This is a genomic window from Rhodococcus sp. B50, from assembly GCF_013602415.1.
Taxonomy (GTDB): Bacteria; Actinomycetota; Actinomycetes; order Mycobacteriales; family Mycobacteriaceae; genus Rhodococcus.
The window spans coordinates 271,047-296,087 of record NZ_WPAG02000002.1 but is presented as its reverse complement, the minus strand read 5'-3'; the positions used below and the strand labels follow the sequence as shown (position 1 = coordinate 296,087).

General features: G+C 67.9%; 22 protein-coding genes, 1 tRNA gene and 1 other RNA gene. 10 read left to right on the top strand and 14 right to left on the bottom strand.

The window, feature by feature from the left end:
- Positions 1-59 precede the first annotated feature (59 nt).
- The 9 genes from pgm to prfB all read right to left on the bottom strand — a co-directional run bounded on the left by pgm (position 60) and on the right by prfB (position 8,248).
- Entirely contained in the window at positions 60-1,688 is a 1,629-nt protein-coding gene (gene pgm / locus GON09_RS01680; RefSeq protein WP_213930319.1) for a phosphoglucomutase (alpha-D-glucose-1,6-bisphosphate-dependent), read from the bottom strand.
- Between the two features lie 439 nt (positions 1,689-2,127).
- Positions 2,128-2,496, bottom strand: a transfer-messenger RNA (tmRNA) gene (gene ssrA / locus GON09_RS01675).
- A 157-nt stretch (positions 2,497-2,653) separates the two neighbouring features.
- Positions 2,654-3,511 carry a DMT family transporter gene (locus tag GON09_RS01670; protein ID WP_213934220.1) on the bottom strand — a complete coding sequence of 286 codons (858 nt, stop codon included), beginning with the start codon at positions 3,509-3,511 and terminating at the stop codon, positions 2,654-2,656.
- Positions 3,508-3,984 carry an SsrA-binding protein SmpB gene (smpB, locus tag GON09_RS01665; RefSeq protein WP_026003226.1) on the bottom strand — a complete coding sequence of 159 codons (477 nt, stop codon included), beginning with the start codon at positions 3,982-3,984 and terminating at the stop codon, positions 3,508-3,510. The genes GON09_RS01670 and smpB overlap by 4 nt, the downstream gene beginning before the upstream one ends.
- A 69-nt stretch (positions 3,985-4,053) precedes the next feature.
- Positions 4,054-4,959, bottom strand: coding sequence for a permease-like cell division protein FtsX (ftsX, locus tag GON09_RS01660; protein ID WP_213930318.1), 906 nt, complete (start codon positions 4,957-4,959; stop codon positions 4,054-4,056).
- A gap of 49 nt (positions 4,960-5,008) precedes the next feature.
- A complete protein-coding gene (gene ftsE, locus GON09_RS01655; protein ID WP_213930317.1) occupies positions 5,009-5,698 on the bottom strand; it encodes a cell division ATP-binding protein FtsE in 690 nt (229 codons plus the stop codon).
- A 55-nt stretch (positions 5,699-5,753) separates the two neighbouring features.
- Positions 5,754-6,224, bottom strand: coding sequence for a hypothetical protein (locus GON09_RS01650; RefSeq protein WP_213930316.1), 471 nt, complete (start codon positions 6,222-6,224; stop codon positions 5,754-5,756).
- A complete protein-coding gene (locus tag GON09_RS01645; protein ID WP_307854279.1) occupies positions 6,221-7,108 on the bottom strand; it encodes a mechanosensitive ion channel family protein in 888 nt (295 codons plus the stop codon). Before GON09_RS01645 ends, GON09_RS01650 begins: the two co-directional genes overlap by 4 nt.
- A gap of 21 nt (positions 7,109-7,129) precedes the next feature.
- Complete coding sequence (gene prfB / locus GON09_RS01640; RefSeq protein WP_213930315.1) at positions 7,130-8,248, bottom strand: peptide chain release factor 2; 1,119 nt, start codon at positions 8,246-8,248, stop codon at positions 7,130-7,132.
- Between the two features lie 87 nt (positions 8,249-8,335).
- Here prfB and hisN point away from each other — a divergent pair, with 87 nt between their 5' ends.
- The 4 genes from hisN (at position 8,336) to GON09_RS01620 (ending at position 13,818) form a co-directional block, all read left to right on the top strand.
- Entirely contained in the window at positions 8,336-9,121 is a 786-nt protein-coding gene (hisN, locus tag GON09_RS01635) for a histidinol-phosphatase (protein WP_213930314.1), read from the top strand.
- A 151-nt stretch (positions 9,122-9,272) separates the two neighbouring features.
- On the top strand, positions 9,273-10,667 hold the full coding sequence (locus GON09_RS01630) for an acyl-CoA dehydrogenase family protein (protein ID WP_213930313.1): 1,395 nt from the start codon (positions 9,273-9,275) through the stop codon (positions 10,665-10,667).
- 28 nt (positions 10,668-10,695) lie between these two features.
- Positions 10,696-11,910, top strand: coding sequence for an acyl-CoA dehydrogenase family protein (locus GON09_RS01625; RefSeq protein ID WP_213930312.1), 1,215 nt, complete (start codon positions 10,696-10,698; stop codon positions 11,908-11,910).
- 204 nt (positions 11,911-12,114) lie between these two features.
- Positions 12,115-13,818 carry an acyl-CoA synthetase gene (locus GON09_RS01620; RefSeq protein WP_213930311.1) on the top strand — a complete coding sequence of 568 codons (1,704 nt, stop codon included), beginning with the start codon at positions 12,115-12,117 and terminating at the stop codon, positions 13,816-13,818.
- A 49-nt stretch (positions 13,819-13,867) separates the two neighbouring features.
- Here the strand turns inward: GON09_RS01620 and GON09_RS01615 are convergent.
- Positions 13,868-13,944 (bottom strand) — tRNA-Met (locus GON09_RS01615).
- 468 nt (positions 13,945-14,412) lie between these two features.
- On the opposite strand from GON09_RS01615, the gene GON09_RS01610 reads away from it, so the two are divergent.
- The gene (locus tag GON09_RS01610; protein WP_213930310.1) at positions 14,413-14,931 is read left to right on the top strand and encodes a transglycosylase family protein; all 519 of its coding nucleotides are present in this window, start codon (positions 14,413-14,415) and stop codon (positions 14,929-14,931) included.
- A 93-nt stretch (positions 14,932-15,024) separates the two neighbouring features.
- Here GON09_RS01610 and GON09_RS01605 read toward each other — a convergent pair whose 3' ends face one another.
- Positions 15,025-18,039 carry a UPF0182 family protein gene (locus GON09_RS01605; protein ID WP_213930309.1) on the bottom strand — a complete coding sequence of 1,005 codons (3,015 nt, stop codon included), beginning with the start codon at positions 18,037-18,039 and terminating at the stop codon, positions 15,025-15,027.
- Positions 18,040-18,231: 192 nt separating this feature from the next.
- On the opposite strand from GON09_RS01605, the gene GON09_RS01600 reads away from it, so the two are divergent.
- Entirely contained in the window at positions 18,232-18,837 is a 606-nt protein-coding gene (locus tag GON09_RS01600) for a PPA1309 family protein (protein ID WP_213930308.1), read from the top strand.
- A 46-nt stretch (positions 18,838-18,883) separates the two neighbouring features.
- On the opposite strand, the gene GON09_RS01595 is transcribed toward GON09_RS01600, so the two are convergent.
- Positions 18,884-19,909: a YlbL family protein gene (locus tag GON09_RS01595; protein WP_213930307.1), complete on the bottom strand. Its 1,026-nt coding sequence runs from the start codon at positions 19,907-19,909 to the stop codon at positions 18,884-18,886.
- A 181-nt stretch (positions 19,910-20,090) separates the two neighbouring features.
- Between GON09_RS01595 and GON09_RS01590 the strand changes: the two genes are divergently transcribed.
- The 3 genes from GON09_RS01590 (at position 20,091) to GON09_RS01580 (ending at position 23,847) form a co-directional block, all read left to right on the top strand.
- Complete coding sequence (locus tag GON09_RS01590; RefSeq protein ID WP_213930306.1) at positions 20,091-21,536, top strand: zinc-dependent metalloprotease; 1,446 nt, start codon at positions 20,091-20,093, stop codon at positions 21,534-21,536.
- A gap of 95 nt (positions 21,537-21,631) precedes the next feature.
- Positions 21,632-22,525, top strand: a complete 894-nt coding sequence (locus tag GON09_RS01585) for a TOMM precursor leader peptide-binding protein (RefSeq protein WP_213930305.1) — start codon at positions 21,632-21,634, stop codon at positions 22,523-22,525.
- Positions 22,522-23,847, top strand: a complete 1,326-nt coding sequence (locus GON09_RS01580) for an ABC1 kinase family protein (protein ID WP_213930304.1) — start codon at positions 22,522-22,524, stop codon at positions 23,845-23,847. Before GON09_RS01585 ends, GON09_RS01580 begins: the two co-directional genes overlap by 4 nt.
- A gap of 19 nt (positions 23,848-23,866) precedes the next feature.
- Here the strand turns inward: GON09_RS01580 and GON09_RS01575 are convergent, their stop codons facing one another.
- Positions 23,867-24,190 (bottom strand): WhiB family transcriptional regulator, encoded by a 324-nt coding sequence (locus GON09_RS01575; protein WP_213930303.1) that lies wholly within the window; start codon positions 24,188-24,190, stop codon positions 23,867-23,869.
- 156 nt (positions 24,191-24,346) lie between these two features.
- Positions 24,347-24,577, bottom strand: coding sequence for a hypothetical protein (locus tag GON09_RS01570; RefSeq protein WP_213930302.1), 231 nt, complete (start codon positions 24,575-24,577; stop codon positions 24,347-24,349).
- A gap of 98 nt (positions 24,578-24,675) precedes the next feature.
- Between GON09_RS01570 and GON09_RS01565 the strand changes: the two genes are divergently transcribed.
- Entirely contained in the window at positions 24,676-25,035 is a 360-nt protein-coding gene (locus tag GON09_RS01565) for a VOC family protein (RefSeq protein WP_213930301.1), read from the top strand.
- The last annotated feature ends 6 nt before the right edge of the window (positions 25,036-25,041 follow it).

Sequence of the window (25,041 nt, the reverse complement as noted above, 5' to 3'; positions counted from 1 at the left end):
ATGCCCACGATGTTAGCGAGGCGCACGACCTCGCCGGTCAGCGCGGTGGGCGCCCGCGCTCAGGACAGGACGGACGAGACGAGTTCGCGCGCCGCCTGCTGGACCTCGGCGAGATGGTCGGGGCCACGGAACGATTCGGCGTAGATCTTGTACACGTCCTCGGTGCCGGAGGGGCGGGCGGCGAACCACGCGTTCTCGGTGGTGACCTTGAGCCCACCGATCGCGGCCCCGTTGCCCGGCGCCGCGGTGAGCGTCGCGATGATCGGTTCCCCGGCGAGTTCGGTGGCACCGACCTGCTCGGGCGACAACTTCGACAGCACCGCCTTCTGCTCGCGGGTCGCAGGGGCATCCACGCGTGCATAGGCGGGGTCGCCGTACCGGTCGACGAGTTCTGCGTAGTACCGGGACGGGCTCTTCTCCGTCACCGCGGTGATCTCCGCTGCGAGCAGGGCGAGCACGATGCCGTCCTTGTCGGTGGTCCACACCGAGCCGTCGCGCCGGAGGAAGGAGGCACCGGCGCTCTCCTCCCCCCCGAAGCCCAGCGAGCCGTCGCTCAGGCCGGGCACGAACCATTTGAAGCCGACCGGCACCTCGAGCAGGTCGCGGCCCACTCCGGCGGCGACCCGGTCGATCATCGACGAACTCACCAGCGTCTTGCCCACCTTGCTCGACTCCGCCCAGCCGGGCCGGTTGCGGAACAGGTAGTCGATCGCGACGGCGAGATAGTGGTTCGGGTTGAGCAGACCCGCGTCGGGGGTGACGATGCCGTGCCGGTCGGCGTCGGCGTCGTTGCCCGTCGCAAGGTCGTAGGCCTCCCGGTTGCCGATCAGCGATGCCATCGCGTTCGGCGACGAGCAATCCATGCGGATCTTGCCGTCGGTATCGAGCGTCATGAACCGCCAGGTGGCATCGACGAGCGGATTGACCACGGTGAGGTCGAGCGCGTGCCGTTCGGCGATCTCGCCCCAGTAGTCGACGCTCGCACCGCCCATGGGGTCCGCACCGATCCGTACCCCCGCGGCACGGACGACGTCGAGGTCGACGATGTTCGGCAGGTCGTCGATGTAGGCGGCGAGGAAGTCGTGCCGTCCGGCGGAGGCGAGGGCCGAGGAGAGCGGCACCCGCTTCACCCCGTCGAGTCCGGCGGCGAGCAGTTCGTTGGCGCGGGTGGCGATGACCGAGGTCGCATCGCTGTCGGCCGGTCCACCGGACGGCGGGTTGTACTTGAACCCGCCGTCGCGGGGCGGATTGTGCGAGGGGGTGACCACGATGCCGTCGGCACGGGCCCCGGATCCGGCGTTGTGCTGCAGTATCGCGTGACTGACCGCGGGTGTCGGGGTGTAGCGGTCGCGGGAGTCGACCACCACCTCGACACCGTTCGCGACGAGCACTTCGAGTGCGCTCGCCCAGGCCGGTTCGGACAGCGCGTGCGTGTCGCGGCCGAGGAACAGCGGGCCCGAGGTGCCCTGCTGCGCGCGGTATTCGACGATAGCCTGGGTGGTCGCAAGGATGTGGTGTTCGTTGAACGCACCGTCGAGACTCGAGCCTCGGTGACCGGAGGTGCCGAATGCCACCTGCTGGGAGACGTTCTCGGGATCGGGCTGCACGGTGTAGTAGGCGGTGACCAGATGTGCGAGGTCCTCGAGATCCGCTGCCGTGGCCGGCTGTCCCGCTCGTTCGTGCGCCATGTGTTCTCCTCGTCGACGATGTGTCCTCATCTTGCCCGCCGACCTGTCGGCACGCGCGGGATGAGTACCCCGATCTCGGCTTCGATACGGATCCGGACGAAAAGGTCATCACATCGATGGGACCAAAGTATCTGACTCAATAGTCATGTTGGCGACCGATAATTCGGTCGGCTAACTTCAGACATCGAAATGAAGGCCGTGCCGGGGAGGACATTCCTTCGTTTCGCTCTCGCTGTCTCGGCGTCGTCCGGGACCGACAGCGCGACCGTGCCCGCCGTCGACAACTCTCACACCGGAGTCTCGGCGGCGGGCACTGCTGTTTCTTCTCAAGGCCCTGCCGCTTCTACCGAGCACTGTCGCCGCTCATCTCCGCCGGGAACGATCCCCGAACGACGAAACCCGGGTAGGTGATCGAATGTCGATCTCCTACCCGGGTCGATGGTGGAGCTGCCGGGAATCGAACCCGGGTCCTCCGCCGCCTTGCGAGGGCTTCTCCGTGTGCAGTTCGCTATGTCTCTACTCGGATCTCCCGTTCTCGCGAACAAGACGAGATGACGATCCCAGTCGCTGTTTGCTGTCCCGTACGTCTCCGCGACCGAGCCGCACGGTAGAGCTCTCTAGTCGATGCCAGGATCCGGGTCGAGAGCAAACCCGGGCTGACAGAGACGCGCTCGCTTAGGCAGCGAGGGCGTACTCGCGCTGAGTGGACTCGGCGCTTAATTGGTTGCAGCGACGCTTACGGTGGTCTCTTGCCTGCACCGACACGCTTCCCCTTGCTCAACGTACGCAGTCGAAACCGTTCAGCCCCGTACGCACCTGCGACTGTCGCAGGACTACCTACTGTAACGACCTCGAGGCACGATGTCATTCCCATTTCTCGAAACGATTCGCGACCGGGTCATGAGCCTGCTCACATCTCCTCTCCAGCCGCGGTACCGGCTCGGCGTCACCCCCTCCGGGGCGAATCAGCCCGGCAGGCTGACGAGCGCGACGGCGAATCCTGCCGCTACCAGCCCGAGAATTTTCACCCGGCTCACCCGCTCACCGAGCACGATGACGGCGAGCAGCACCGTCACCGCCGGATACAGGGCGGCGATCACGCTCACGAGGGACAGCAGACCGTGCTGGTAGGCGAAGAGCAGGGCACCGTTCGCGATCACGTCGATCATGCCGATCCCCACGAGGATCGGCAGGAGGGACCCGATCGGCCACACCACCGCGCGCCACGAGAACGCGATCACGAGCCACACCACCAGCGTGGCGGTGGCGCGGGACGCCGCGAGCGGCCACAGCCCCGTGCCGGTCTCGACCTGGCCGAGCCCGACGAACGACAACGCGAATGCGATACCGGATCCGACGGTCAACCACGCGATCGTCGACGTGAAGCGCGAGTGTCCGACACCCGTGACGGTCTCGTCGGACTCGCGGCTGACCAGCCCGACCGCCACGACGGCGACGACGATGCCGAGATAGGCGAGCAGCCCGGGGCGATCCCCCAATGCAATGCCGACGAGCACAGGAATTCCCGCCACGACCACCGCGGTGACCGGAGAGACCACCGACATCGGCCCGTCGGCCAGCGCGAGGTAGAACCACCAGACGGCGATCCCGCCGGCCACGCCCGCTGCTGCACCCCACGCCAGCGACTCGGCGGTGATGTCGCCACCGACGACGGACGCCGCGACGAGGGAGACGACGAGCGAGACCGGGTAGGTGACCGCGACGACACCGAGCGCACTCGCGCGCCGCGATGCCGCGCCCCCCGCGAAATCGCTCAGGCCGTAGCCGACCGCGGCGAGCAGCGCGAGCGCGACCGCGATCAGCGGCTCATGCCCTTCACCCGCCGGCCGAGCTCGCGGGTCACCTCGCGTTCGGCGGTCCGGCGTGCGAGATCCTGACGCTTGTCGTAGTCCTGCTTGCCCTTGGCGAGCGCGAGCTCGACCTTGACCTTGCCATCGGAGAAGTACATCGACAGCGGCACGAGCGTCTGGTTGCCCTCACGGGTCTTGCCGACGAGCGCGTCGATCTCCCGTCGGTGCAGCAGCAGTTTGCGGGTACGACGAGGGGCGTGGTTGGTCCACGTGCCGTGCCCGTATTCGGGTATGTGCAACCCGCGAAGCCATACTTCACCGTCGTCCACCGTCGCGAACGCGTCGACGAGGGATGCCTTGCCCTCGCGCAGGCTCTTGACCTCCGTGCCCACGAGTGCGACTCCCGCCTCGTAGGTGTCGATGATGGTGTAGTTGTGGCGCGCCTTGCGGTTGGTCGCGATGACCTTCCGGCCCTTTTCCTTCACGTGCAGGCCTTTCCGGTCCACGATCGATCGAACAGAACACCGTCCAGCATAGGAACCTCGCACAACACGTTATTCACGCACGTACAGACGCAAGGTCACGTACGAGGTGAACGCGGCCATTCCGACCCCCACGAGCACCAGGAACGGCGAGACCAGAAGGATGTCGCTGTCGGTGATGCGGGCGACGATGTTCGCGTCGTAGACGTCGGTGAGCATGTCGTCGACGAACATGCTCTTGGCGACGAACAGGCCGCCGATGGCGAGCGCGGCGCCCACGATGGCGGCGATCACCGCTTCGAGGAGGAAGGGCAGCTGCGTGTACCAGCGGGTCGCGCCGACCAGTCGCATGATGCCGACCTCGGTGCGGCGGGTGAAGGCCGCGATCTGCACCATGTTGGCGATGAGGAGCACGGCCGCGACGGCCTGGATCGTGGCGATGGCGAAGGCACCGTTGCGGATGCCCCCGAGCACACCGAAGAGGCGCTCGACGAGATCCTGCTGGTTCAGGACGCTGTCGACACCCGGCCTGGCGCCGAAGTCGTCCTGGATCGCGGCGAAGCGATCCGGATCGGACATCTTGATCTTGAACGACGCGGGGAAGCTGTCGGCACTCACCAGTTCGGCGAGCTCGGGCTGATCGGCGAAGACGCGTTCGGTGGCGTCGAGGACCGCGTCGTCGCGGCTCAGATACTGGACCGACACCACGTCGTCGGTGTTCTCCAGGTCGCTGCGCAGGGCGGAGCAGAGGTCCTGCTCGCATTCCGGATCGAGCGAGGAGATGTCCTCGGTCAGGAACACCTGCACCTCGACGCGGTCGAGGAAGATCCGCTCCGTCTTGCCCGCCATCTGGACCACGAGCAGACCCGCACCGAACAGCGCGAGGGAGATCGCCGTGGTGAGGATCATCGCGATGGTCATGGTGAGGTTGCGGCGCAGGCCGGTGGTGACCTCGCTGAACAGGAAGCTGGCACGCATCGGGTGGGAATCCTTCGGTTGCCTGGTGGGAGTGCTCGGGTGACGGGATCTACCGGCCGACGCCGTAGACGCCGCGCGCCTCGTCGCGCACGACGCGTCCGAGATCGAGTTCGACGACCCGTCGCCGCATCGAGTCGACGATGTGGTGATCGTGGGTCGCCATGAGCACCGTCGTGCCCGTGCGGTTGATGCGTTCGAGCAGCAGCATGATGTCCTGGCTCGTCTCGGGGTCGAGGTTGCCGGTCGGCTCGTCGGCCATCAGCACCAGCGGACGATTGACGAACGCGCGCGCGATCGCCACGCGCTGCTGTTCACCACCCGACAGTTCGGCGGGTAGCCGGTCGGCCTTGCCCGACAGCCCCACCAGATCGAGGACCTCCGGCACCGTCCGCTCGATGACCCCGCGCGGCTTGCCGATCACCTCGAGAGCGAACGAGATGTTCTCGGCGACCGTCTTGCGCTGGAGCAGCCGGAAGTCCTGGAATACGCACCCGAGGTTCTGCCGCAGCTTCGGTACGCGACGCGCCGGGATCCGGTTGACGTGGAAATCGGCCACGTGGATGTCGCCGGTCGTAGGCTTCTCCTCGCGGAGGAGCAACCGGAGGAAGGTCGACTTCCCCGATCCGGAGGGACCGATGAGAAAGACGAACTCGCCCTTCTCGACGTGCACCGAGACCCCTTCGAGTGCGGGTCGCGTGGACGTCTTGTAGGACTTGGACACATTCTCCAGCCGGATCACGTGGACATGCTAACCGTTACCGTTCGGTGACCTACGGCAGCGGCATGTCCGAGCCCTACGGGGACGGTGCATCGGTGTTCTGCGGGACCGTCCGGCTCTGCTCCTCGTTCAGCCCGGGAATCCGAGGCAGGTCGAACGGGAGCTGCCTGGTCGTCGTGGTCGGAGGTGCCGTGGTCGTGGGTACGCGCGGGGGCGAGACGCCTTGTTGCGAGCCCGGAACACCCGTCGGCGTCGTCGGCGGGAACGTCGACGAGGTCGTCGGCGGGTAGGGCGTGTCGGTGATCTCCGGCGCGAATTCCTGAGGTGGCACGGTTGCCGCCGGCGGCACATACGGCACGTACGGGGTCTCGGAGATGATCACCGCGCTCGACGGTGCCGCTGGCGTGTCCTCGGGCTGGTTCAGGAACAGATAGAGCACCCACATCCCCACCCACAGGCTGCACAACGCGAAGGTCGTGGTCCTCATCCGCCCACCGAGCAGGTGCGACGGGATACGCCTGCGGTGCGGCTCCCTCTCCTCGCTCACTGCGCCTCCACACGATCGACGACACTGGCAGTGTCGAGCTGCGGCGTGACGGTGATGCCCTGCTCACGCAGCGCACCCGCGATGCGCGCGCGCAACAGCCGGCCCACCTGGAACTGCTTGCCGGGCAGAGTGCGCGCGACCATGCGCACGCTGAGCTGATCCACCTCGAGACTCTCGACGCCCATCACGCTCGGCTCGTCGAGCAGCAGTTCGCGCAGGCGGGGTTCCTTGTAGGCGGCTACGCCGAGTTCGCGCAGGATCTCGGTGACGTCGGCGATGTCGGCGGTCACCGGGATCGGGACGTCGACGACGGCGCGCGCCCAGTCCTTCGACAGGTTCACGGCCTTGTTGATCTGCCCGTTGGGGACGGTGATCACCTCGCCTGCCGTGCTGCGCACGCGGGTGACGCGCAGCGTGACGTCCTCGACGGTGCCGATCGCGTCCTCGGACGCACCGGTCACGGAGATTTGGACGGTGTCGCCGAAGCCGTACTGGCGTTCGGTGATGATGAAGAAGCCCGCCAGGATGTCCTGCACGATGCGCTGGGCACCGAAGCCCAGTGCCGCGCCGAGCACGGTCGCCGGCGCGACCAGGCTGCCGATGGGCAGCTGCAGGTAGTCGAACACCTTCAGAGTGGCGACGATGTAGACGAACGAGATCGCCATCCATGTGACCACCTGGGCGACCGAGTGACGGTGCTTCGTCGCTTCGGACCGCACGAGATCGTCGGACTGCGTGTAGCGCTCGTCGATGCGCCGCGTGATGCGGCTGCCGATCCAGGAGACGAACCGGGCGATCAGAACCGCACCCAGGATCGTGAGCGCGATCTGCAGCCCGCTCGTCGACAACCAGTCGAGCAGTCTAGCTCCGGGAAGAAACGGCACAGGCCCCTCTCCAGTTTCCGATCACGATGTCTGCTCTTCCCGCATACGCCAGCGGATGCCCGATTCGAGAAATCCGTCGATGTCGCCGTCGAGCACCGCCGACGGGTTGTTCACCTCGTACTCGGTGCGCAGATCCTTGACCATCTGATAGGGATGCAGCACGTACGACCGCATCTGGTTGCCCCACGAGCTACCGCCGTCGCCCTTGAGCGCGTCCATCTCGGCACGCTCCTCCTGACGCTTGCGCTCGAGGAGCTTGGCCTGCAGCACGCGCATGGCCGCAACCTTGTTCTGGAGCTGGGACTTCTCGTTCTGGCAGGTGACGACGATGCCCGTCGGGATGTGTGTCAGGCGCACGGCGGAGTCGGTGGTGTTGACCGACTGGCCGCCCGGACCGGACGAGCGATAGACGTCGACGCGGACGTCGTTCTCGTCGACGTCGATGTGGTCGGTGGTCTCGACGACGGGCAGCACCTCGACCTCCGCGAAGGAGGTCTGGCGGCGACCCTGGTTGTCGAAGGGGCTGATCCGGACGAGCCGGTGCGTGCCCATCTCGACCGAGAGGGTGCCGTAGGTGTAGGGCGCCTTGACGGCGAAGGTGGCGGACTTGATGCCGGCCTCTTCGGCGTAGGAGGTGTCGTAGACCTCGACGCCGTAGCCGTGCTTGTCGGCCCAGCGGATGTACATGCGCATGAGCATCTCGGCCCAGTCGGCGGCGTCGACGCCACCGGCACCGGCACGGATGTTGACGAGCGCGTCGCGCTGGTCGTACTCGCCCGACAGCAGCGTGCGCACCTCCATCGCCTCGATGTCGGCGCGCAGGCTCTCACGTTCGGCATCGGCGTCGGCCATGGCCGCCGTGCGGTCCTCGCCCTCCTCGCCTTCGGCGAGCTCGTAGAGCACCGGCAGATCTTCGAGCCGCTGGCGCAACCCCTCGACGCGACGCAGTTCACCCTGCGCGTGCGACAACTCGCTGGTGACCTTCTGGGCGTGCTCCTGGTCGTTCCACAACTCGGGATCGGCAGCCTGGTGCTCGAGTTCGTCGATGCGCCGTCGCAGCTCCTCGACGTCGAGGACCGACTCCACGGTGCGGAGGGTCGTGTCGAGCTCGGCCAGGGCTGCGGAAACATCGGGATGCACGATTCAACAGGTTACCGGAGCGACGAACCGCCCCGCCGTGGGCGGCAAGCTGCTCGACCCCGACCGGCGGCGGCTAGCGTTTCCGTCATGACCACCGACTACACCGCCGACCTGGACCTCGCCCTCCGACTCGCCGACGCGTCCGACTCCATCACCCGCGACCGCTTCGGTGCGCTGGATCTGAAGGTGGACGACAAGCCGGACCTGAGCCCGGTCTCCGACGCCGACCTCGCCGTCGAGCGCACCATCCGCGAGATGCTCGGTGAGCAGCGGCCCGACGACGCGGTGCTGGGCGAGGAGTTCGGTGGCGACGCGGTCTTCCGCGGACGGCAGTGGGTGGTCGATCCCATCGACGGCACGAAGAACTTCGTGCGCGGCGTGCCGGTGTGGGCGAGCCTGATCTCGTTGCTCGAGGACGGCGTGCCCGTCGTCGGTGTCGTCAGCGCCCCGGCACTGAACCGTCGGTGGTGGGCAGCCGCGGGCAGCGGGGCGTGGGTCTCGCACGACGGTGAGCAGCCGCGCCGCATCTCGGTGTCGCAGGTCGCCGATCTCGCATCGTCGTCGCTGAGCTTCTCGAGCCTGAGCGGCTGGCTCGACCGCGGCATCCGCGACCGTTTCGTCGCCTTGACCGACGACGTGTGGCGGGTGCGCGCCTACGGCGACTTCTTCTCGTACTGCCTGCTCGCCGAGGGCACCCTCGAGATCGCGCTCGAACCCGAGGTGTCGCTGTGGGACCTGGCGGCGCTCGACGTCCTGGTGCGCGAGGCGGGTGGACGGTTCACGAACCTCGACGGTGCGGCCGGTCCGCACGGTGGCAGTGCGGTCGCGACCAACGGGACGCTGCACGACGAGGTGCTCTCACGGCTCTCCTGATCCGGCCGCGGTCGGTGGGTTCGACCTCGCTCGGCGGGGCCGGACCCACCGAACGCGTCGTGCGCGTGGCCGGAACTTACCGCACGGTAGACAGCAACCTTACTCGGGAGTAAGATCGGGTGTCGTCCGCTGCCGCATCGAGAGACTTCTGGTGATCATGAGCAAGCAAGACAGCGTGGCCCGCCACACGCCTCGCGACACGTCCGCCGTCGGCCTCAACCCGATCAGACGGGACGCCATGGGCGCCGCCATGCGCGTGCTCACCCGCATCACGGGCTCCGAGCTCGCGGATCGGTACAAGATCCGCGAGACGATCGACCGGATCACGTACCAGTCCACGAAGACGGGTTTCAAGACTCTCGGCGCCGCGACGCGCACCTTCAAGAAGATGTCGGGCGGCGCGAACGGCCCGCAGCGTCTCGCGACCGCGAAGAACGCCGACTTCTTCGACCTCACCCCCACCGACGATCAGCAGATGATCACCGAGACGGTGCGGGAGTTCGCCGCCGAGATCCTCCGGCCCGCCGCGCACGACGCCGACGAGGCAGCCGCAGCTCCGGCCGATCTCCTCGCCCGCGCCGCCGAACTGGGCATCACCATGGTCAACGTGCCCGAAGCATTCGACGGCGCCGCCGACGAGCGCGGCGTGGTCACCAACGTGCTCGTCGCCGAAGCCCTCGCCCACGGCGACATGGGCCTGGCCCTGCCGATCCTCGCGCCGAGCGGTGTAGCCGTGGCGCTGACCCAGTGGGGCACCGAGGAACAGCAGAAGACCTACCTGCCGGCCTTCGCCGGCGACGATGTCCCCCAGGCATCCGTCGTGATCGCCGAGCCGCGCGCCCTGTTCGATCCCTTCGCGCTGCAGACCAAGGCCGTGCGCTCCCCCAGCGGATACCGGCTCAACGGTGTGAAGTCGTTCGTCCCGGCCGCGGGTAGCGCCGAACTCTTCGTCGTGGCAGCCGAACTCGACGGCAAGCCGTCCCTCTTCCTCGTCGAGGCGAAGAGCAAGGGTGTCGTCATCGAAGCCGATCCGGGCATGGGCCTGCGCGCCGCCGGCCTGGGCCGCCTGCTGCTCGAGGATGTCGCGGTGCCGGCATCGGCGCGCCTGGGCGACGACGACGCGGACGTGCGCGCCGAGCAGTACGCCGACGCCGTGCGGCTGTCGCGTCTGGGCTGGGCCGCTCTGGCGACGGGCACCGGACAGGCCGTGCTCGACTACGTGGTCCCCTACGTCAACGAGCGCGAGGCGTTCGGTGAGCCCGTCAGTCATCGGCAGGCGGTGGCGTTCATGGTCGCGAACATCAGGATCGAGCTCGACGGTCTGCGCCTGGTGACGCTGCGCGGTGCGTCGCGGGCCGAGCAGGGCTTGTCGTTCGCCCGCGAGGCGGCCCTGGCCCGCAAGCTCGCCACCGACAAGGGCATGCAGTTCGGCCTCGACGGCGTCCAGCTGCTCGGCGGCCACGGCTACACCAAGGAACACCCCGTCGAACGTTGGTACCGCGACCTGCGAGCAATCGGAGTCGCCGAGGGCGTCGTCCTCGTCTGATCGGCCCGACCCGAACAAGGAACCTGTGATGATCAATCTCGAACTTCCCAGGAAGCTCAAGGCTTCCGCGAACCAGGCCCATCAGGTCGCCGCGCAGATCTTCCGGCCGATCTCCCGCAAGTACGACCTCGCCGAGCACGAATACCCCGTCGAACTCGACACGATGGCCGCGATGGTCGAGGGACTCAACGACTCCGGTCAGGGCGCGGCCGGTGCCACGCTCGGCCGCGACAGCAAGGTCAAGCACGACGGTCCCGCCGGAAATGCCAACGGCGGCAACATGGCCGGACTCCTCAACGTCATCGAGACGTGCTGGGGCGATGTCGGCCTGACCCTGTCGATCCCGTACCAGGGTCTGGGCAACTCCGCGATCGCCGCAGTGGCCACCGACGAGCAGCTCGAGCGGTTCGGCAAGGTGTGGGCCTCCATGGCCATCACCGAACCCGGCTTCGGATCCGACTCCGCAGCCGTGACGACCACGGCCGTGCTCGACGGCGACGAGTGGGTCCTCAACGGCGAGAAGATCTTCGTCACCGCCGGTGAGCGTTCGACGCACATCGTCGTGTGGGCGAGCGTCGACCGGTCGCAGGGCCGCGCCGCGATCAAGTCGTTCGTCGTGCCGCGCGAGGCTCCCGGACTCTCGGTGGCGCGCCTCGAGAAGAAACTCGGCATCAAGGCGTCCGACACCGCCGTGCTGGTGCTCGACAACTGCCGTATCCCGAAGGACAACATCCTCGGCTCCCCGGAGGTGCACACCGAGAAGGGGTTCGCCGGGGTCATGCAGACCTTCGACAACACCCGTCCGATCGTGGCCGGCATGGCCGTGGGTCTCGGCCGCGCGGTGCTCGAGGAACTGCGGTCGATCCTGAAGGACGCCGGTGTGGAGGTCTCCTACGACATCCCCGCGAACAACCAGCACGCCGCGGCCGCCGAGTTCCTCGCACTCGAGGCCGACTGGGAGGCGGCCTACCTGCTCGCGCTGCGCGCGACGTGGATGGCCGACAACAAGAAGCCCAACTCCCTCGAGGCGTCGGTGTCCAAAGCGAAGGCCGGCCGTACCGGTACCGCGGTCTCGCTCAAGGCCGTCGAACTCGCCGGCACTTACGGCTACTCGCAGCGGCCGCTGCTCGAGAAGTGGGCACGCGATTCCAAGATTCTCGACATCTTCGAGGGCACCCAGCAGATCCAGCAGCTCATCGTCGCTCGACGGGTGCTCGGCAAGTCGTCCTCCGAACTGAAATAGCACTCGGGTCATGGGTTCCGTCGGCGCACTCCGGGTGGATGGGGCCCGAGCCGACGACGGAACCGGGTGTTTCGGAGGATCCATCGGGGGACGAACCCTCGCCGCGCGCGGCGGGGGTTCTTCCGTGCCGGGAGGAATGCCTGGAATGTGAGCTACGTCACCGCTACTGTGTGTCCTGACGCCGACACACAGCTAGGGGGACGGATGCTCGGTCAGGACATTCTCGGCAGGATCACCGGCGGGCGGATCACGCTCGACGACACGATCGGCCAGGTCAAGGACACCGTCGGATCACTCGCAGTACTCCATCGCGCCGGTCTGCTGCATTTCCCACGCGTGGACCACAGCATCGGGACCATCCTCGCGGCCAACAAGTACGGGCCGTTCGCGGGAGCCGTACACGCGCAGGCCGAGCGCGGCCTCGACGCCGTCGCACTGGTCGACGAGGCCGGCGATGTCACCTACAAAGAACTCGAAGCCCGATCGAACGCCCTCGTGCGCGCGTGGCAGCGCGACGGGATCGAAGCGGGATCGGTCATGGGGATCATGGCCCGCAACCACCGCGGACTCGTGCTGACGATGCTCGCCACGGCCAAACTCGGGGTGCGGCTCGTGATGATGAACACCGGTTTCGCACCCCGGCAGCTGGTCGACGTCGCCGCCCGCGAGCAGGTCTCGGCGTTCGTCTTCGACAGCGAGTTCGCCGACGTCGTGTCCGCTCTCCCGGAGAACGTGCGCCGGTACGTCTCGTGGGTCGACGACGAGGTTCCCGGCATCCCGACGCTGGACGACTCGTTCGAGGGACTGGACGGCTCGTCCCTGCCCGCCCCGAAGGTCTTCGGCGGCTTCGTGCTGCTCACGAGCGGCACCACCGGCACCCCCAAGGGGGCGCCGCGCGGTCGCACGTCGCCGTTCGCGTCGGCCCAGTTCCTCGATCGCGTGCCGTTGCGACCCGGACAGACGATGCTGATGGCGGCGCCCGCCTTCCACGGCACCGGCGTCTCGCAGTTCGCGCTCGCCCTCGCACTCGGACAGACCGTGGTGATGATGCGGCGCTTCTCCCCCGTCGACACGTTGAGCCTCGTCGAGCAGCACGGCGCGAACGTACTGGTCGTCGTGCCCACCATGCTGCAGCGGATCCTCGACCTCGGACCGGACAAGATCGCCGAGTACGACACCTCGAGCCTGAGGATCGTCTTCTCAGCTGGATCCTCCCTGTCGCCCGACGTGTGCCGCAGGACGACGGAGGCCTTCGGGCACGTGCTGTACAACCTGTACGGATCCACCGAGTGCGCCGTCGCCACAGTGGCGACTCCCGGCGACGTCCGGCAAGCACCCGGCACGGCGGGGCGCCCACCGGTGACCTGCCGCGTGGTCCTGTTCGACGACGACGGCAACCGCATCACCGAACCGCACGTCCCCGGTCGCATCTTCGTCTCGAGCGGCCTGTCCTTCGCCGGTTACACCGACGGTCGCGACAAGGAACGCATCGACGGGCTGCTGTCGATCGGCGATATCGGGCACTGGGACGAGAACGGACTGCTGTTCGTCGACGGCCGCGACGACGACATGATCGTCTCGGGCGGGGAGAACGTCTATCCACTCGAGGTCGAGAACCTGCTCGCCGAACGCGAGGACGTGCTCGACGCCGCCGTGGTGGGCGTTCCGGATCCCGAGTTCGGGCAGCGCCTGCGCGCCTTCGTGGTCCCCTCCCCCGAGTCGACCCGCGATGCCGAGGACATCAAAGCGTTCGTGAAGTCCAATCTCGCCCGGTACAAGGTTCCGCGCGAGGTGGTGTTCCTCGACGAGTTGCCCCGCAACGCGACGGGCAAGCTGCTGCGCCGGGTGCTGGTGGAGATGGATGTGCCGGAAGATCCGGAGAGCGAGTACACCACCGCCGGGGCGTGAGCCCTCGAACGAACGAAGGCCGGTCGTCCGAGACGACCGGCCTTCGTGGTGGTAGCGGGGACAGGATTTGAACCTGCGACCTCTGGGTTATGAGCCCAGCGAGCTACCGAGCTGCTCCACCCCGCGTTGCATGAACGAACTTACACGAGCGCAGAAACGGAAAGCAAATCGCCTCGTCGGACGTGGATCCGCCGCGTCCACAACTCGCATCGAGACCCCCGCGGGTGGCCCGGTTCACAGTTCCGTCATGACTATCGCCACATAACGGAGGTGTAACGATCATGCATCTCCCGCTGTTATCTACGCCCTGAGCAGCGCAAACACAACGGTCCCATCCCACAACGTGGACACCGGGGCTTCACGTTGCGGGATGACGAGCCGCGACGGGCTTTGTACTGTCGGTCCCGGCTCGAAACAGCCGAGCCACCACCGGCCCGCCGCCGCCAGTTCTGCCCCGCGGGATCCGGTGCCTACGAAGACCCGAGGGGCAGGGACGCGATCGACACGGTCCCCGATCCGGACGGAGACACTCTCCGTCGTCCGAGATCGACGAGGGCCGTCGCGCTTCCGCGAGCGCGGGAAGGACTCCACAGCATGACCATCTTCAGCACGCGTGCATTCCGCACTGCCGTCGTCACCGGTGCACTCGCCGCGGTTCCGTTCGCGCTCGCCACCGGCACCGCGTCCGCCGCCTCGCACAATTGGGACGGCGTCGCCCAGTGCGAAAGCGGGGGCAACTGGGCCATCAACACCGGCAACGGCTACTACGGCGGTTTGCAGTTCTCGCAGAGCACCTGGGAGGCCAACGGCGGCAGCGGCCGCGCCGACCAGGCCTCCAAGGCCGAGCAGATCCGCGTCGCCGAGAACACCCTGAAGACACAGGGTCCGGGTGCGTGGCCCGTCTGCGGTCAATACCTGACCACCGAGTCGGCGCCCGCGCCCGAGGCTCCGGCGCCCGCCCCCGAGGCTCCGGCCCCGGCGCCCGCCGCTCCGGCCCCCGCACTGCCGGCCGAGGTCACCCAGGCCGTCGACACCGCGAACCAGCTCGCCGAGCAGTACGGCCTCGGCGCCGAGTTCGCGCAGATCGTCGACATCACGCTGGCCGGTCGCTGACACCGACCGCCTCGACGAACGCAACGAAGGCCCGCGGTGCGAACCGCGGGCCTTCGTCGTATCCGATTCCGTCCTGTCCGATTCGTTCCCGGATCAGCCGCCGGTGGACTCGTAGGCGTCGACCGCCTGCTGCACCCGTCGCAGCGCACGCCCGTAGGCCTCGAAATCGCCGCTGGTCTGAGCGTTGGACAGCTCCGCGAGCGCCGAGTCGAGTTCGGCGACCGCAGCATCGCGGTTCGCCGGCGCGGTCGGAGCCGGCGCAGCCGGCTGCTGTTGCTGCTGATCGGCAGGCCGGTTCTCGTCCGTGGTGCCCTCGATCACCTCACCCCGCGTCTCGTCCTCGACCTCGGCCGTCGGCAGCGCCTCACCACCGGGAGCGGTGGCCGCGTCGCCGACACCGGATCCGAAGACCTGGTCGAGTGCCCCTGCGAGAGTGGGCGCGTAACCGATCCGGACGCCGCCGCTGGCACCCGGCTCCCGATAGCTGACGAGCACACGCGACAGCTGCGGGAAGGTCGACGTGCTGCCCGCCGTCGCGTTGCGTTCGGTGTACATCGGCTGGACGTACAGGATGCCGCCGTCCGCGATGGGCAAGGTGAGCAGGTTGCCGTACTGGATCCGGTTGGACCGTTCGAGGAGGGTCCGTTCGGAGGCCACTCGGGTGTCGGAGATCATCGCGTTCTGGGTCTGCTCCGGACCGAAGGTCTGCGTATCCGTCGGGAGCTGCAGGATCGTGAACTTGCCGTAGTCCTCGGGATCGGATTCGACCGAGATGTACGCCGACAGGAACTGCCGGTTGTAGCCCACCATCGCCGAGGTGAGGCGGAACCGCGGATCCGCCGTCTCACGATCGCCCATCAACAGGTAGTAGGGCGGTTGGTTCGCGCTGGTGTCGACCGTCGGATCGGCCGGCACCGACCAGAACGCGTTGTTCGTGAAGAACTCGCGCGGGTCGTCGACGTGGTACTTCGCGAGCATCTCGCGCTGCACCTTGAACAGATCCTCCGGGTACCGGAAGTGCGCGCGCAACTCGTCGGAGATCTGGTCCTGCGGGGTCACCGCATCGGGGAAGACCCCCATCCACGCCTTCAGGACCGGATCCTGCTCGTCGACCTGGTAGAGCGTGACGGTGCCGTCGTACGCGTCGACCGTGGCCTTGACCGAGTTGCGGATGTAGGAGACCTCCTTGCGCGGAAGCAGTCTGCCGGTGTTCTGGTCGATGCTGTCCTCGACGAGTCCCTCGAGCGACGCACGCTGCGCATAGGGGTAGTAGTCGAGCGTGGTGTACGCGTCGACGACCCACTTGATGCGGCCGTCGATCGCCGCCGGGTAGGCGTCGCCGTCGGCGGTCAGCCACGGGGCGACCTTGGTCACGCGCTCACGCGGGTCGCGGTTGAAGAGGATCTTCGAATCGCTGCCGATGGCGCTCGAGAACAGGATGTTGCGCTCGCCGTACTTCGCGGCGAAAGCCAGGCGGTTGAACCAGTTGCCGATGTCGACGCCGCCCGAACCTGTATAGGTGTACTTCTCGGTGTCGGTGTCGTACTCGCGCGGTCCGGACGAATCGGCGCTGTTGCCGACGATCGCGTAGTCCGGATCGGCTTCCGCGATGACCTCGCCGTAGTAGATGCGGGGCTGCTCGACGGGGATGACCTGGTTCTCCGCGGCGAGCGACGCCAGGTCGCTGACGAAGTAGACGGGATAGCCGCTGTTGCTGTTCGCGGCCTCCTCCGCCGAGGCACTCGCGGCGGCGTTCACGCGGTTGGCCGGCGCTGCGACGAGACCGTTGCCGTGCGTGTACACGGTGTGGCGGTTGATCCAGTCGGTCTGGTTGCCGGTCAGGCTCGTGGGTGAGAGCTCACGCGCCGCGACGATGTAGTCCTCCATACGACCGTCGAGCTCGTACCGGTCGATGTCGAGCGACTCGGGATAGCCGTAGAAGTTCTTCAGCTGGGTCTGCTGCGTGAACGTACGGGGAAGCACGTTCGGGTCGAGCAGGCGGGCGTTCGCGATCGTGGTGATGTCGGCCGGGATGCTCTCGGGTGAGGTGGTGCCCACGCCCGGATAGTCCTCGTAGGTCACCTTGTCGTCGGTGATGCCGTACGCCTCGCGGGTCGCGGCGATGTTGCGCTCGATGTACTCGCTCTCCTTGTCGGCAGCGTTCGGGCGGACCGAGAACTGCTCGACCATGAGCGGGTACACCGCACCGACGAGGATCGACGAGAGCACGAGCAACGCTGTCGCGAGCGCAGGAATCCGCAGGTCGCGCAGGAAGATCGCGGCGAAGAATGCGATCGCGCAGATGACGGCGATCGCGAGGAGGATCAGCTTGGCGGGCAGGACCGCGTTGATGTCGGTGAAGCCACCGCCTGTGAAGGTCGGTTCCTTGCGGCTGCTCCAGAGCAATTCGTAGCGGTCGAGCCAGTAGGCGACCGCCTTGAACGCGACGAACAGACCGGCGAGGACGGCGAGCTGGACACGCGAGGCCGTCGACATGCTTCCGCCGCGACCGGCGAGACGGATTCCGCCGAAGATGTAGTGCGTGACCAGGTTCGCGATGAACCCGAGCACGATCGCGACGAAGAACCAGTTGAGCACGAAACGGTAGAACGGCAGGTCGAAGGCGTAGAAGCCGACGTCGAGGCCGAACTGCGGATCGGTGGTGCCGAAATCGCCGCCGTTGAAGAACATCTGCACGGTGACCCAGCCGGCCTGGGCGACCAGGCCCGACAGCACACCCAGGACGACCGGGATGCCGATCCCGAAGGCACGCATGCGGGTCATCACGGTGGTGCGATAGCGCGCCACCGGATCGTTGGGACCCGTAGTCGGCACGAAGACCGGGCGCGACCGGTAGGCGAGCAGCATCGCGAGCCAGACGACACCGCCGATGAACAACCCGACCACCAGGAACAGTGCGATCCGGGTCAGGAGAACTTTGACGTAAACGTCCCGGAAGTCGACCTCGCCGAACCAGAGCCAGTTGGTGTAAGTGTCCACCAACCGCGGTCCCAGCAGGAGCAGCACAGCCGCCACCACTGCCAGGATCAGCAGAACTCTGCTCCGCTTCGACAATGTAGGTACTCCGGTCGGGGGCCTCATGCCCACGTGCCACGCTCCCAACTCGTCCGGCGGCGCGAACGCACCGCATCTGTACATCTCGCGCTCGACGAACGTGTGCGAACACGCCTCGTTCTCACGGAGTGACCGTTTCGCCCCACTCTACGGAATCCTCGTAGCGGGGGTCGCACGACGCAGGTCCGGCAGCGCACACCCGCGTACGGGTGCCAGGATAGGCCGGTGAGCCAACGTCTTCCCGTACCTTCCGAACAAGCACTCGCGCGCGCCGTCCACGAGATCATCGATTTCGCGGATGCGGACGGTTGGGACCGCCCTCCCGTGATGTTCGCGCTCGTCCCGACCGTGCTTCTCGCAGCGGCCGAACCCACCCTCGCCGAGCAACTCGACGAAGGTCACGAGTACACCCCGATCGCGCAGGAATCGTTCCCCGACGACGTCGAGGGCGGCAGTCCCGCACTCGAGGAGTTCCTCGCCACCACCACCTGGCCCGGCTCGGTCGCCGGGTGCGCGCTCGTACAGGAGGTGGTCGTGCTACCGCCGAGCGCCGAGAACGAACTCGACGACGCCTTCGCGCCGCTGCTCGCCGACGCCCACGCAGCCGACGAGGCGGCACGACTCGCCGCGCACAGGCACCCGGAACGCCGCGCCGCCCGACTCATCTCCGCAGTGCTGCGCGACGGGCCGTCGCTCTCGCTCCTCCAGCTGCGTCCCCTCGACGACGACGATCCGTTCGCGGGCGCCGAACTGCGGACCTACGACAACCTCGCCCCACACATCGTGGCGGCGCTGTACGCGACGCTCGAGGCGAGCGACGACGACTACTGAGCTGTCGCCTGCTCGGGCTGTCGGTCCTCCCCGGCGACCGGTGGGATCAGCTGCAGGCCGGCGCGTCGCGCCCGTCCGTGATCGCCTCCAGCGCGTCGATCGCACCCTCGAGCGTGTCGACCTTCACGAGCTGAACCCCCTCGGGGGCGCCGCTCAGCGCCTCCGCGCAGTTCTCGGCCGGAACCAGGAAGACGGTCGCGCCGTCCTCCGACGCCGCGGTGAGCTTGTGAGTGATCCCGCCGATCGGCCCGACGACACCGTCCGAGTCGATCGTGCCGGTACCGGCGACGCTGAGTCCGCCGTTGAGCAGACCCGGGCTGAGCTTGTCCACGACAGCCAGACTGAACATCAGGCCCGCGGACGGGCCCCCGATGTCGGCCAGGTTGAAGGTGACCTCGAAGGGCACCTCGGGAACCTCCTCGGTCGCAATACCCAGGAAACCCTTGTCCGCGTCGCCGGGCCGAGGACCGACCGGAACGTCGAACGACTCCTCGGCGTCGCCGCGCACGACGGTGATGTCCACCGACTCGCCCGGCGCGACCTCGCCGACCGCGCGCTGGACCTGGCCGGCCGTGCGCATCGCTTCGCCGCCGACGGCGACGATCCGGTCGCCCGGTTCGAGCACCCCGGAGGCCGGGGCGTCCTGGCCCACCTCGGCGATCCGCAGGGTCACCGGCAGGTCGAGATAGTGCAGGGCGGCGAGTTCGGCGGACCGTTCCGATTGGGCGAACTGCGCCTGGTCGACGGCCTGCACCTCGTCCTTGCTGCGGTCGGGCGGATAGACCTGTTCGCGCGGAGCGACACCGTACCGTCCGCTGAGCCAGGCGGTGACGGTCTGCGCGAGGGTGAGATTGTCGGTCACCCCGACCGTCGTCATGTACAGACTGCCCTCGGTCTCGTCCGCTTCGATCCCGTCGAGCGCGACGACCGGCGTGCCCTCGACCTCGCCGAGTGTGTCGAAGACGGGGCCGGGGCCGAGCGCCACGTACGGCGCCCGGACGTTGAACGCCACGACCACGATGACGAGGATCGGGAGCACGAGCGCGAGCGGCAGGACGTAGCGACGATTCACCCGGCCAGGGTAGCGGTCGGCCGACACCCACCCTCAGCGTGACCACGCCGTGTCCCCTCGCGTACCACGCCGCAGTATCAGGACGTACCACGCCGCAGTATCAGGGCGTACCACGCCGTGTTCGCCGTCAGCGTGACCACGAGGCCGGTCCCGCCTCCGCAGGCCTTGTACCGTTGGATGCATGAGCGACACGCCCTTCGGATTCTCGAATCCCGACGACGACCCCGACCGCAAGAAGGACGAGGGATCCGGTAGCGGCGGCTCCGGTGGCGGTATCCCCTTCGGATTCGGACTTCCCGGCAGTGGCGGAGGCGACAACCCGTTCGGCGGTCAGGGCTTCGATCCCGCGCAGTTCGGTCAGATGCTCAGCCAGTTCGGACAGATGCTCTCCGGTATGGGCAGCGCCATGGGTTCCGGCGGCGGCTCGGGTCCGGTCAACTACGACATCGCGACGAAACTCGCACGTCAGCAGATCGGGTCCGTGACACCGGTCTCCCCCCGCACCGCCGACGCCGTGGCCGACGCCGCGCGTCTCGCCGAACTGTGGCTCGACGCGGCCACCACGCTGCCCGCGGGTGCGTCGAAGGCCGTCGCATGGACACCTATCGATTGGCTCGACAACACCCTCGAGACGTGGAAGCGCCTGTGCGACCCGATCGCCGAACAGGTCAACGGCATGATGCTGAGCGGTCTGCCCGAGGAGGCCCGCGCGATGGCCGGACCCATGATGGGCATGTTCTCCCAGATGGGCGGGGTCGCCTTCGGTTCCCAGCTCGGCCAGGCACTCGGTCAGCTGTCGAAGGAAGTGCTCACCTCCACCGACATCGGACTCCCGCTCGGGCCGGAAGGTACCGCCGCTCTGCTGCCGGCCGCGGTCGAGAGCTTCGGTGAGGGACTCGAGCAGCCCGCCCAGGAAGTGCTCGTCTTCCTCGCCGCACGCGAAGCCGCTCACCAGCGCCTCTACAGCCACGTGCCGTGGTTGCGTCAGCGGATGCTGGCAACCGTCGAGGAGTACGCGCGCGGAATCCGAATGGACATGTCGTCGATCGAGGATCTCGCGCAGGGCCTCGACCCGTCGGCGCTCAGCGACCCGTCCAAACTCGAGGAGATCCTCAAGCAAGGCGCCTTCGAACCGCAGACCACCCCGGAACAGAAGGCCGCACTCGAACGGCTCGAGACGATGCTCGCGCTCGTCGAAGGGTGGGTCGAAACGGTCGTCGCGGACGCGCTCGGCGAGCGGTTGCCGGGTGCATCGGCGCTGACCGAGACGCTGCGGCGGCGCCGTGCCACGGGCGGACCGGCCGAACAGACCTTCGCCACGCTCGTCGGTCTCGAACTCCGGCCGCGGAAGGTTCGCGAGGCCGCCGCGCTCTGGCGCCGCCTGACCACCGACGCCGGCACCGACGCTCGCGACCACGTGTGGGAACACCCCGACCTGCTGCCGGACTCGTCGGATCTCGACAACCCGGCGGCCTTCGTCGACCGCGTGATCGGCGGCGGCACCGGGGCCTTCGAGGATCCGATCGCCCAGTTGCAGGCGACGATGGAACGCGAGCAGGCCGAACGCGATCGGGCCGCCGAGGACGGACCCGGCGAGGATCGTCCCGGAGACGACAGCACCTCGTAGATCGGCCCTCGCCGGTGGGCGACCGACACGCCCGCCCTGTGGACAACTCCTCCTCGTGAGCGGTCCGCGGGTGCAGGCGCTGTCAGGCTGTCTCCATGATCGCCGCACCGCACGAGACGACCACGATCCCTGCACCGCCGGAGCGAGCGGTTGTCCGGGTCGATCCGGAACTGGCCGTGCTCGAACGGTCCGACGGATCCATCCAGCTCGGCTGGGGTCCCGACACCGCGACGGTCGTCGTTCCACCACAGGGCATGGACAGCTTCGACCTGGGCGTCCTCGTCCGACTGCTCGACGGGCGCCTCACGCTCGACGAGGTGCTGGACGCTGCCGCGGTGCGCGGCCTCCCGCCAGAACCGGTCGGGCAGGTGCTCGACGAACTCACCGCGACGGGCGTCGTCCACCGGATCCCGGTGCCCGCGGCCGGTGCCACGCGCCCGCGTCGGGTGCGGGTGCACGGCTCGGGTCCGCTTGCCGCGGCGATCGTCGAGGATCTTCCGGTATGGGACGTGCGGTGGGTGCGGTCGCCGTCCGGCGACGAACCACAGGGCCCCGCCGACTGTGTCGTGCTCGCCGACCGGCAGGTGCCCGATCCACACCTCGTGAGCACGCTCGTGCGCGCCCGTGTCCCCCATCTCGCGGTGCGGATCCGGGACGGACGCGGCGTCGTGGGCCCGTTCGTGCTTCCGGGGCGGAGCAGTTGCCTGCGCTGCGCCGATCTGGTGCGGACCGATCTCGATCCGTCCTGGCCGCGGTTGGCGAGCCAACTGTACGGACGACAGGGTCACGCGGGTCGCGTCGTGACATCGGCGACCGCGGCGATGGCCGTCGGCCAGGTCGAAGCGTTCCTCTCCGGCGATGCGTCCGTCACTCCGGCAGTCGACCGCACGCTCGAACTCGACCTGCGAACCCACCGCATCGTCACGCGGCGATGGTTCCGTCATCCCCATTGCGACTGCTCGGCCATCGCTCCGGTCGGTCAGGCATGATGGGGGGCGTGCCAGACATCCCTCGCAGAAGCTCGTCCCGCACTGCCAAGCTCGCGAGCATCCCCTTGGGAATCGCCGGGCGCGCGGCCGTCGGTTTCGGCCGTCGGCTCGCCGGCGGAGATCGGGAGGAGATCGACGCCGAGATGACGGCGAAGGCCGCCGAGCAGTTGTTCAGCGTGCTCGGTGAGCTCAAGGGCGGTGCCATGAAATTCGGGCAGGCCCTGAGCGTGATGGAGGCCGCCGTCCCCGAGGAGTTCGCCGAACCGTATCGGGAGGCGCTGACCAAGCTTCAGGCCGAGGCCCCTCCCCTGCCCGCCCGGGCCGTGCACCGGGTGCTCGACCAGCAGCTCGGCACCAAGTGGCGCGAGCGTTTCGAATCGTTCGACGACGTGCCCGTCGCCTCGGCGAGCATCGGCCAGGTGCACCGGGCCGTATGGTCCGACGGTCGCGAGGTCGCGGTGAAGGTCCAGTACCCGGGGGCCGACGAGGCACTGCGCGCCGATATGCGCACGCTGTCCCGGTTCGCCGGATTGTTCGCCACGATGATGCCGGGTGCCGATGTGCGCGCGCTGCTCGACGAGTTGTCCGCACGCACCGAGGAAGAACTCGACTACCGGATCGAGGCCGACAACCAACGGGCCTTCGCGAAGGTCTTCGCCGGCGACGACAAGTTCGTGATCCCGCGCGTCGTGGCCAGCGCACCGAAGGTCGTCGTGACCGAATGGCTTTCGGCCACACCGCTGTCGGCGATCATCACAGGCGGTACGCGCGAGCAGCGCAACCGCGCCGGCGCACTGCTCGCGGAGTTCCATTTCTGTTCGCCCGCACGCGCCGGTCTGCTCCACAGCGACCCGCATCCGGGCAATTTCATGCTTCTCGACGACGGCCGCCTCGGGGTCATCGACTTCGGCGCGACCGCGGCGATGCCCGACGGGTTCCCGCCGGTGCTCGGTCGGATGGTCCGGCTCGCCCTCGACGAACGATTCGACGAGCTCACCCGGCTCCTCTACGACAACAAGTTCGTCCTGCCCGGCCGTACCGTCACCGACGAGGAGATCGCCGACTACCTGCGGCCGTTCACCGATCCGATCCACACCGAGTCGTTCCATTTCACCCGCTCTTGGCTGCAGCGGGTGGCAGGAACGGCCACGGACTTCTCGAGTTCCACCTTCAAGACTGCTCGGACGCTGAACCTGCCGCCCGAATACGTCAGTGTGTTCCGGGTACTGCTGGGGTCGGTCGGAATCTGCGCCCAACTCGACGCCGAGGCGCCGTACATGCGCATCCTGAGCGAATGGCTACCCGGCTTCGTCGAGGAGTGACGAAGCCGGGCAACCGGATTCACGCACAGACCAGTTCCTTGCGGGGTTCGGGCACCGGATGTTTCCGTGGCCGGCCCCGCGGCCGCTTGCGTGCGACGACGACACCGCGGTCGATGATCTCCCCGCCCCACACGCCCCACGGTTCCTCCCGCTCGAGAGCGTCATCGAGGCATCGGGTCCGCACCGGACAGCCCGCGCACAGCGTCTTGGCGTACTCGAGTTCTGCCGGGGTCTCGGCGAACCACAGGTCGGGGTCGTTGTCGTGGCACGGCAGATCGGTACCGCCGTGAGACGGCAGGTCGGTACCGCCGTGAGACGGCAGAAGAGTGTCGGTACGACGCATCTCGTCTCCTTCCGGTCGGTTCGACAGGCTCGACGGGTTTTCGCTCGGCACGTGAGCTCCTTCGTTGGTTCGTGGGAATGCGATGCGAACCCGGCCCGGAAACGAGAAAGGCCACGGTCCGCTGGGCGGGGTCCGTGGCCTGGAGGAGACGAAGGTCTACCGGGAGATACTTCCCGATCGACTTCCGACCACGGACGAGACGGCGGCGGCGTACACACGACGGCGTGCACGCGGCGCGGCGGCCACCGCGAGAGCCACAGGTGTGGCGGTGCGGGTGACAGCGGCGGCCGCAGCGACACGAGGGGCCGCTGCCGCTGCACGAGCGTCGAAGCCGAGCATCGGGGCCACCTCACTTTCTCGTCGCGCACGGGCCGTCTCCCGTGACATCGTCATCCAGCCTAGATTCGCGGGCACGATCGGCACAAGTGATTTTCTACCTGCGGTTTCATGTCGCGCCTCCCGTCTCGGGACTACAGTCGGACAGCATGGCCCTCGCGACCACGAGATTCCTGCCCGTGCTCGACTGCCCGGATCCGCGCGCGCTCGCCGACTTCTATCGCCGGTTGCTGGGATGGACGATCACCGACGACCGGGAGGATTGGGTCGAACTCACCCGGGACGACTCGACCGCCATCGCGTTCCAGCGCGACCCCGACTTCACGCCGCGTCACTGGCCGGCCGACGGGGTGCACGCCCATCTCGACTTCCACGTACCCGACCTCGACGAGGCCGAACGCCTCGTCCTCGGTCTCGACGCACTGCGCGCCGACGACGGGTCGGCCAAGAGCACGTTCCGGGTGTTCCGCGACCCGGCCGGGCACTATTTCTGCCTGTGCGCCTGCTGAATTCGG

Bases quoted from the DNA above. Each gene is read 5' to 3' on its own strand.
- GON09_RS01625 (WP_213930312.1), top strand. From the start codon at position 10,696: ATGATCAATCTCGAACTTCCCAGGAAGCTCAAGGCTTCCGCGAACCAG.
- pgm (WP_213930319.1), bottom strand. From the start codon at position 1,688: ATGGCGCACGAACGAGCGGGACAGCCGGCCACGGCAGCGGATCTCGAG.
- GON09_RS01610 (WP_213930310.1), top strand. From the start codon at position 14,413: ATGACCATCTTCAGCACGCGTGCATTCCGCACTGCCGTCGTCACCGGT.
- hisN (WP_213930314.1), top strand. From the start codon at position 8,336: ATGACCACCGACTACACCGCCGACCTGGACCTCGCCCTCCGACTCGCC.
- GON09_RS01585 (WP_213930305.1), top strand. From the start codon at position 21,632: ATGATCGCCGCACCGCACGAGACGACCACGATCCCTGCACCGCCGGAG.
- ftsX (WP_213930318.1), bottom strand. From the start codon at position 4,959: ATGCGTGCCAGCTTCCTGTTCAGCGAGGTCACCACCGGCCTGCGCCGC.
- GON09_RS01580 (WP_213930304.1), top strand. From the start codon at position 22,522: ATGATGGGGGGCGTGCCAGACATCCCTCGCAGAAGCTCGTCCCGCACT.
- GON09_RS01575 (WP_213930303.1), bottom strand. From the start codon at position 24,190: ATGCGTCGTACCGACACTCTTCTGCCGTCTCACGGCGGTACCGACCTG.
- GON09_RS01565 (WP_213930301.1), top strand. From the start codon at position 24,676: ATGGCCCTCGCGACCACGAGATTCCTGCCCGTGCTCGACTGCCCGGAT.
- GON09_RS01620 (WP_213930311.1), top strand. From the start codon at position 12,115: ATGCTCGGTCAGGACATTCTCGGCAGGATCACCGGCGGGCGGATCACG.
- GON09_RS01570 (WP_213930302.1), bottom strand. From the start codon at position 24,577: ATGTCACGGGAGACGGCCCGTGCGCGACGAGAAAGTGAGGTGGCCCCG.
- GON09_RS01590 (WP_213930306.1), top strand. From the start codon at position 20,091: ATGAGCGACACGCCCTTCGGATTCTCGAATCCCGACGACGACCCCGAC.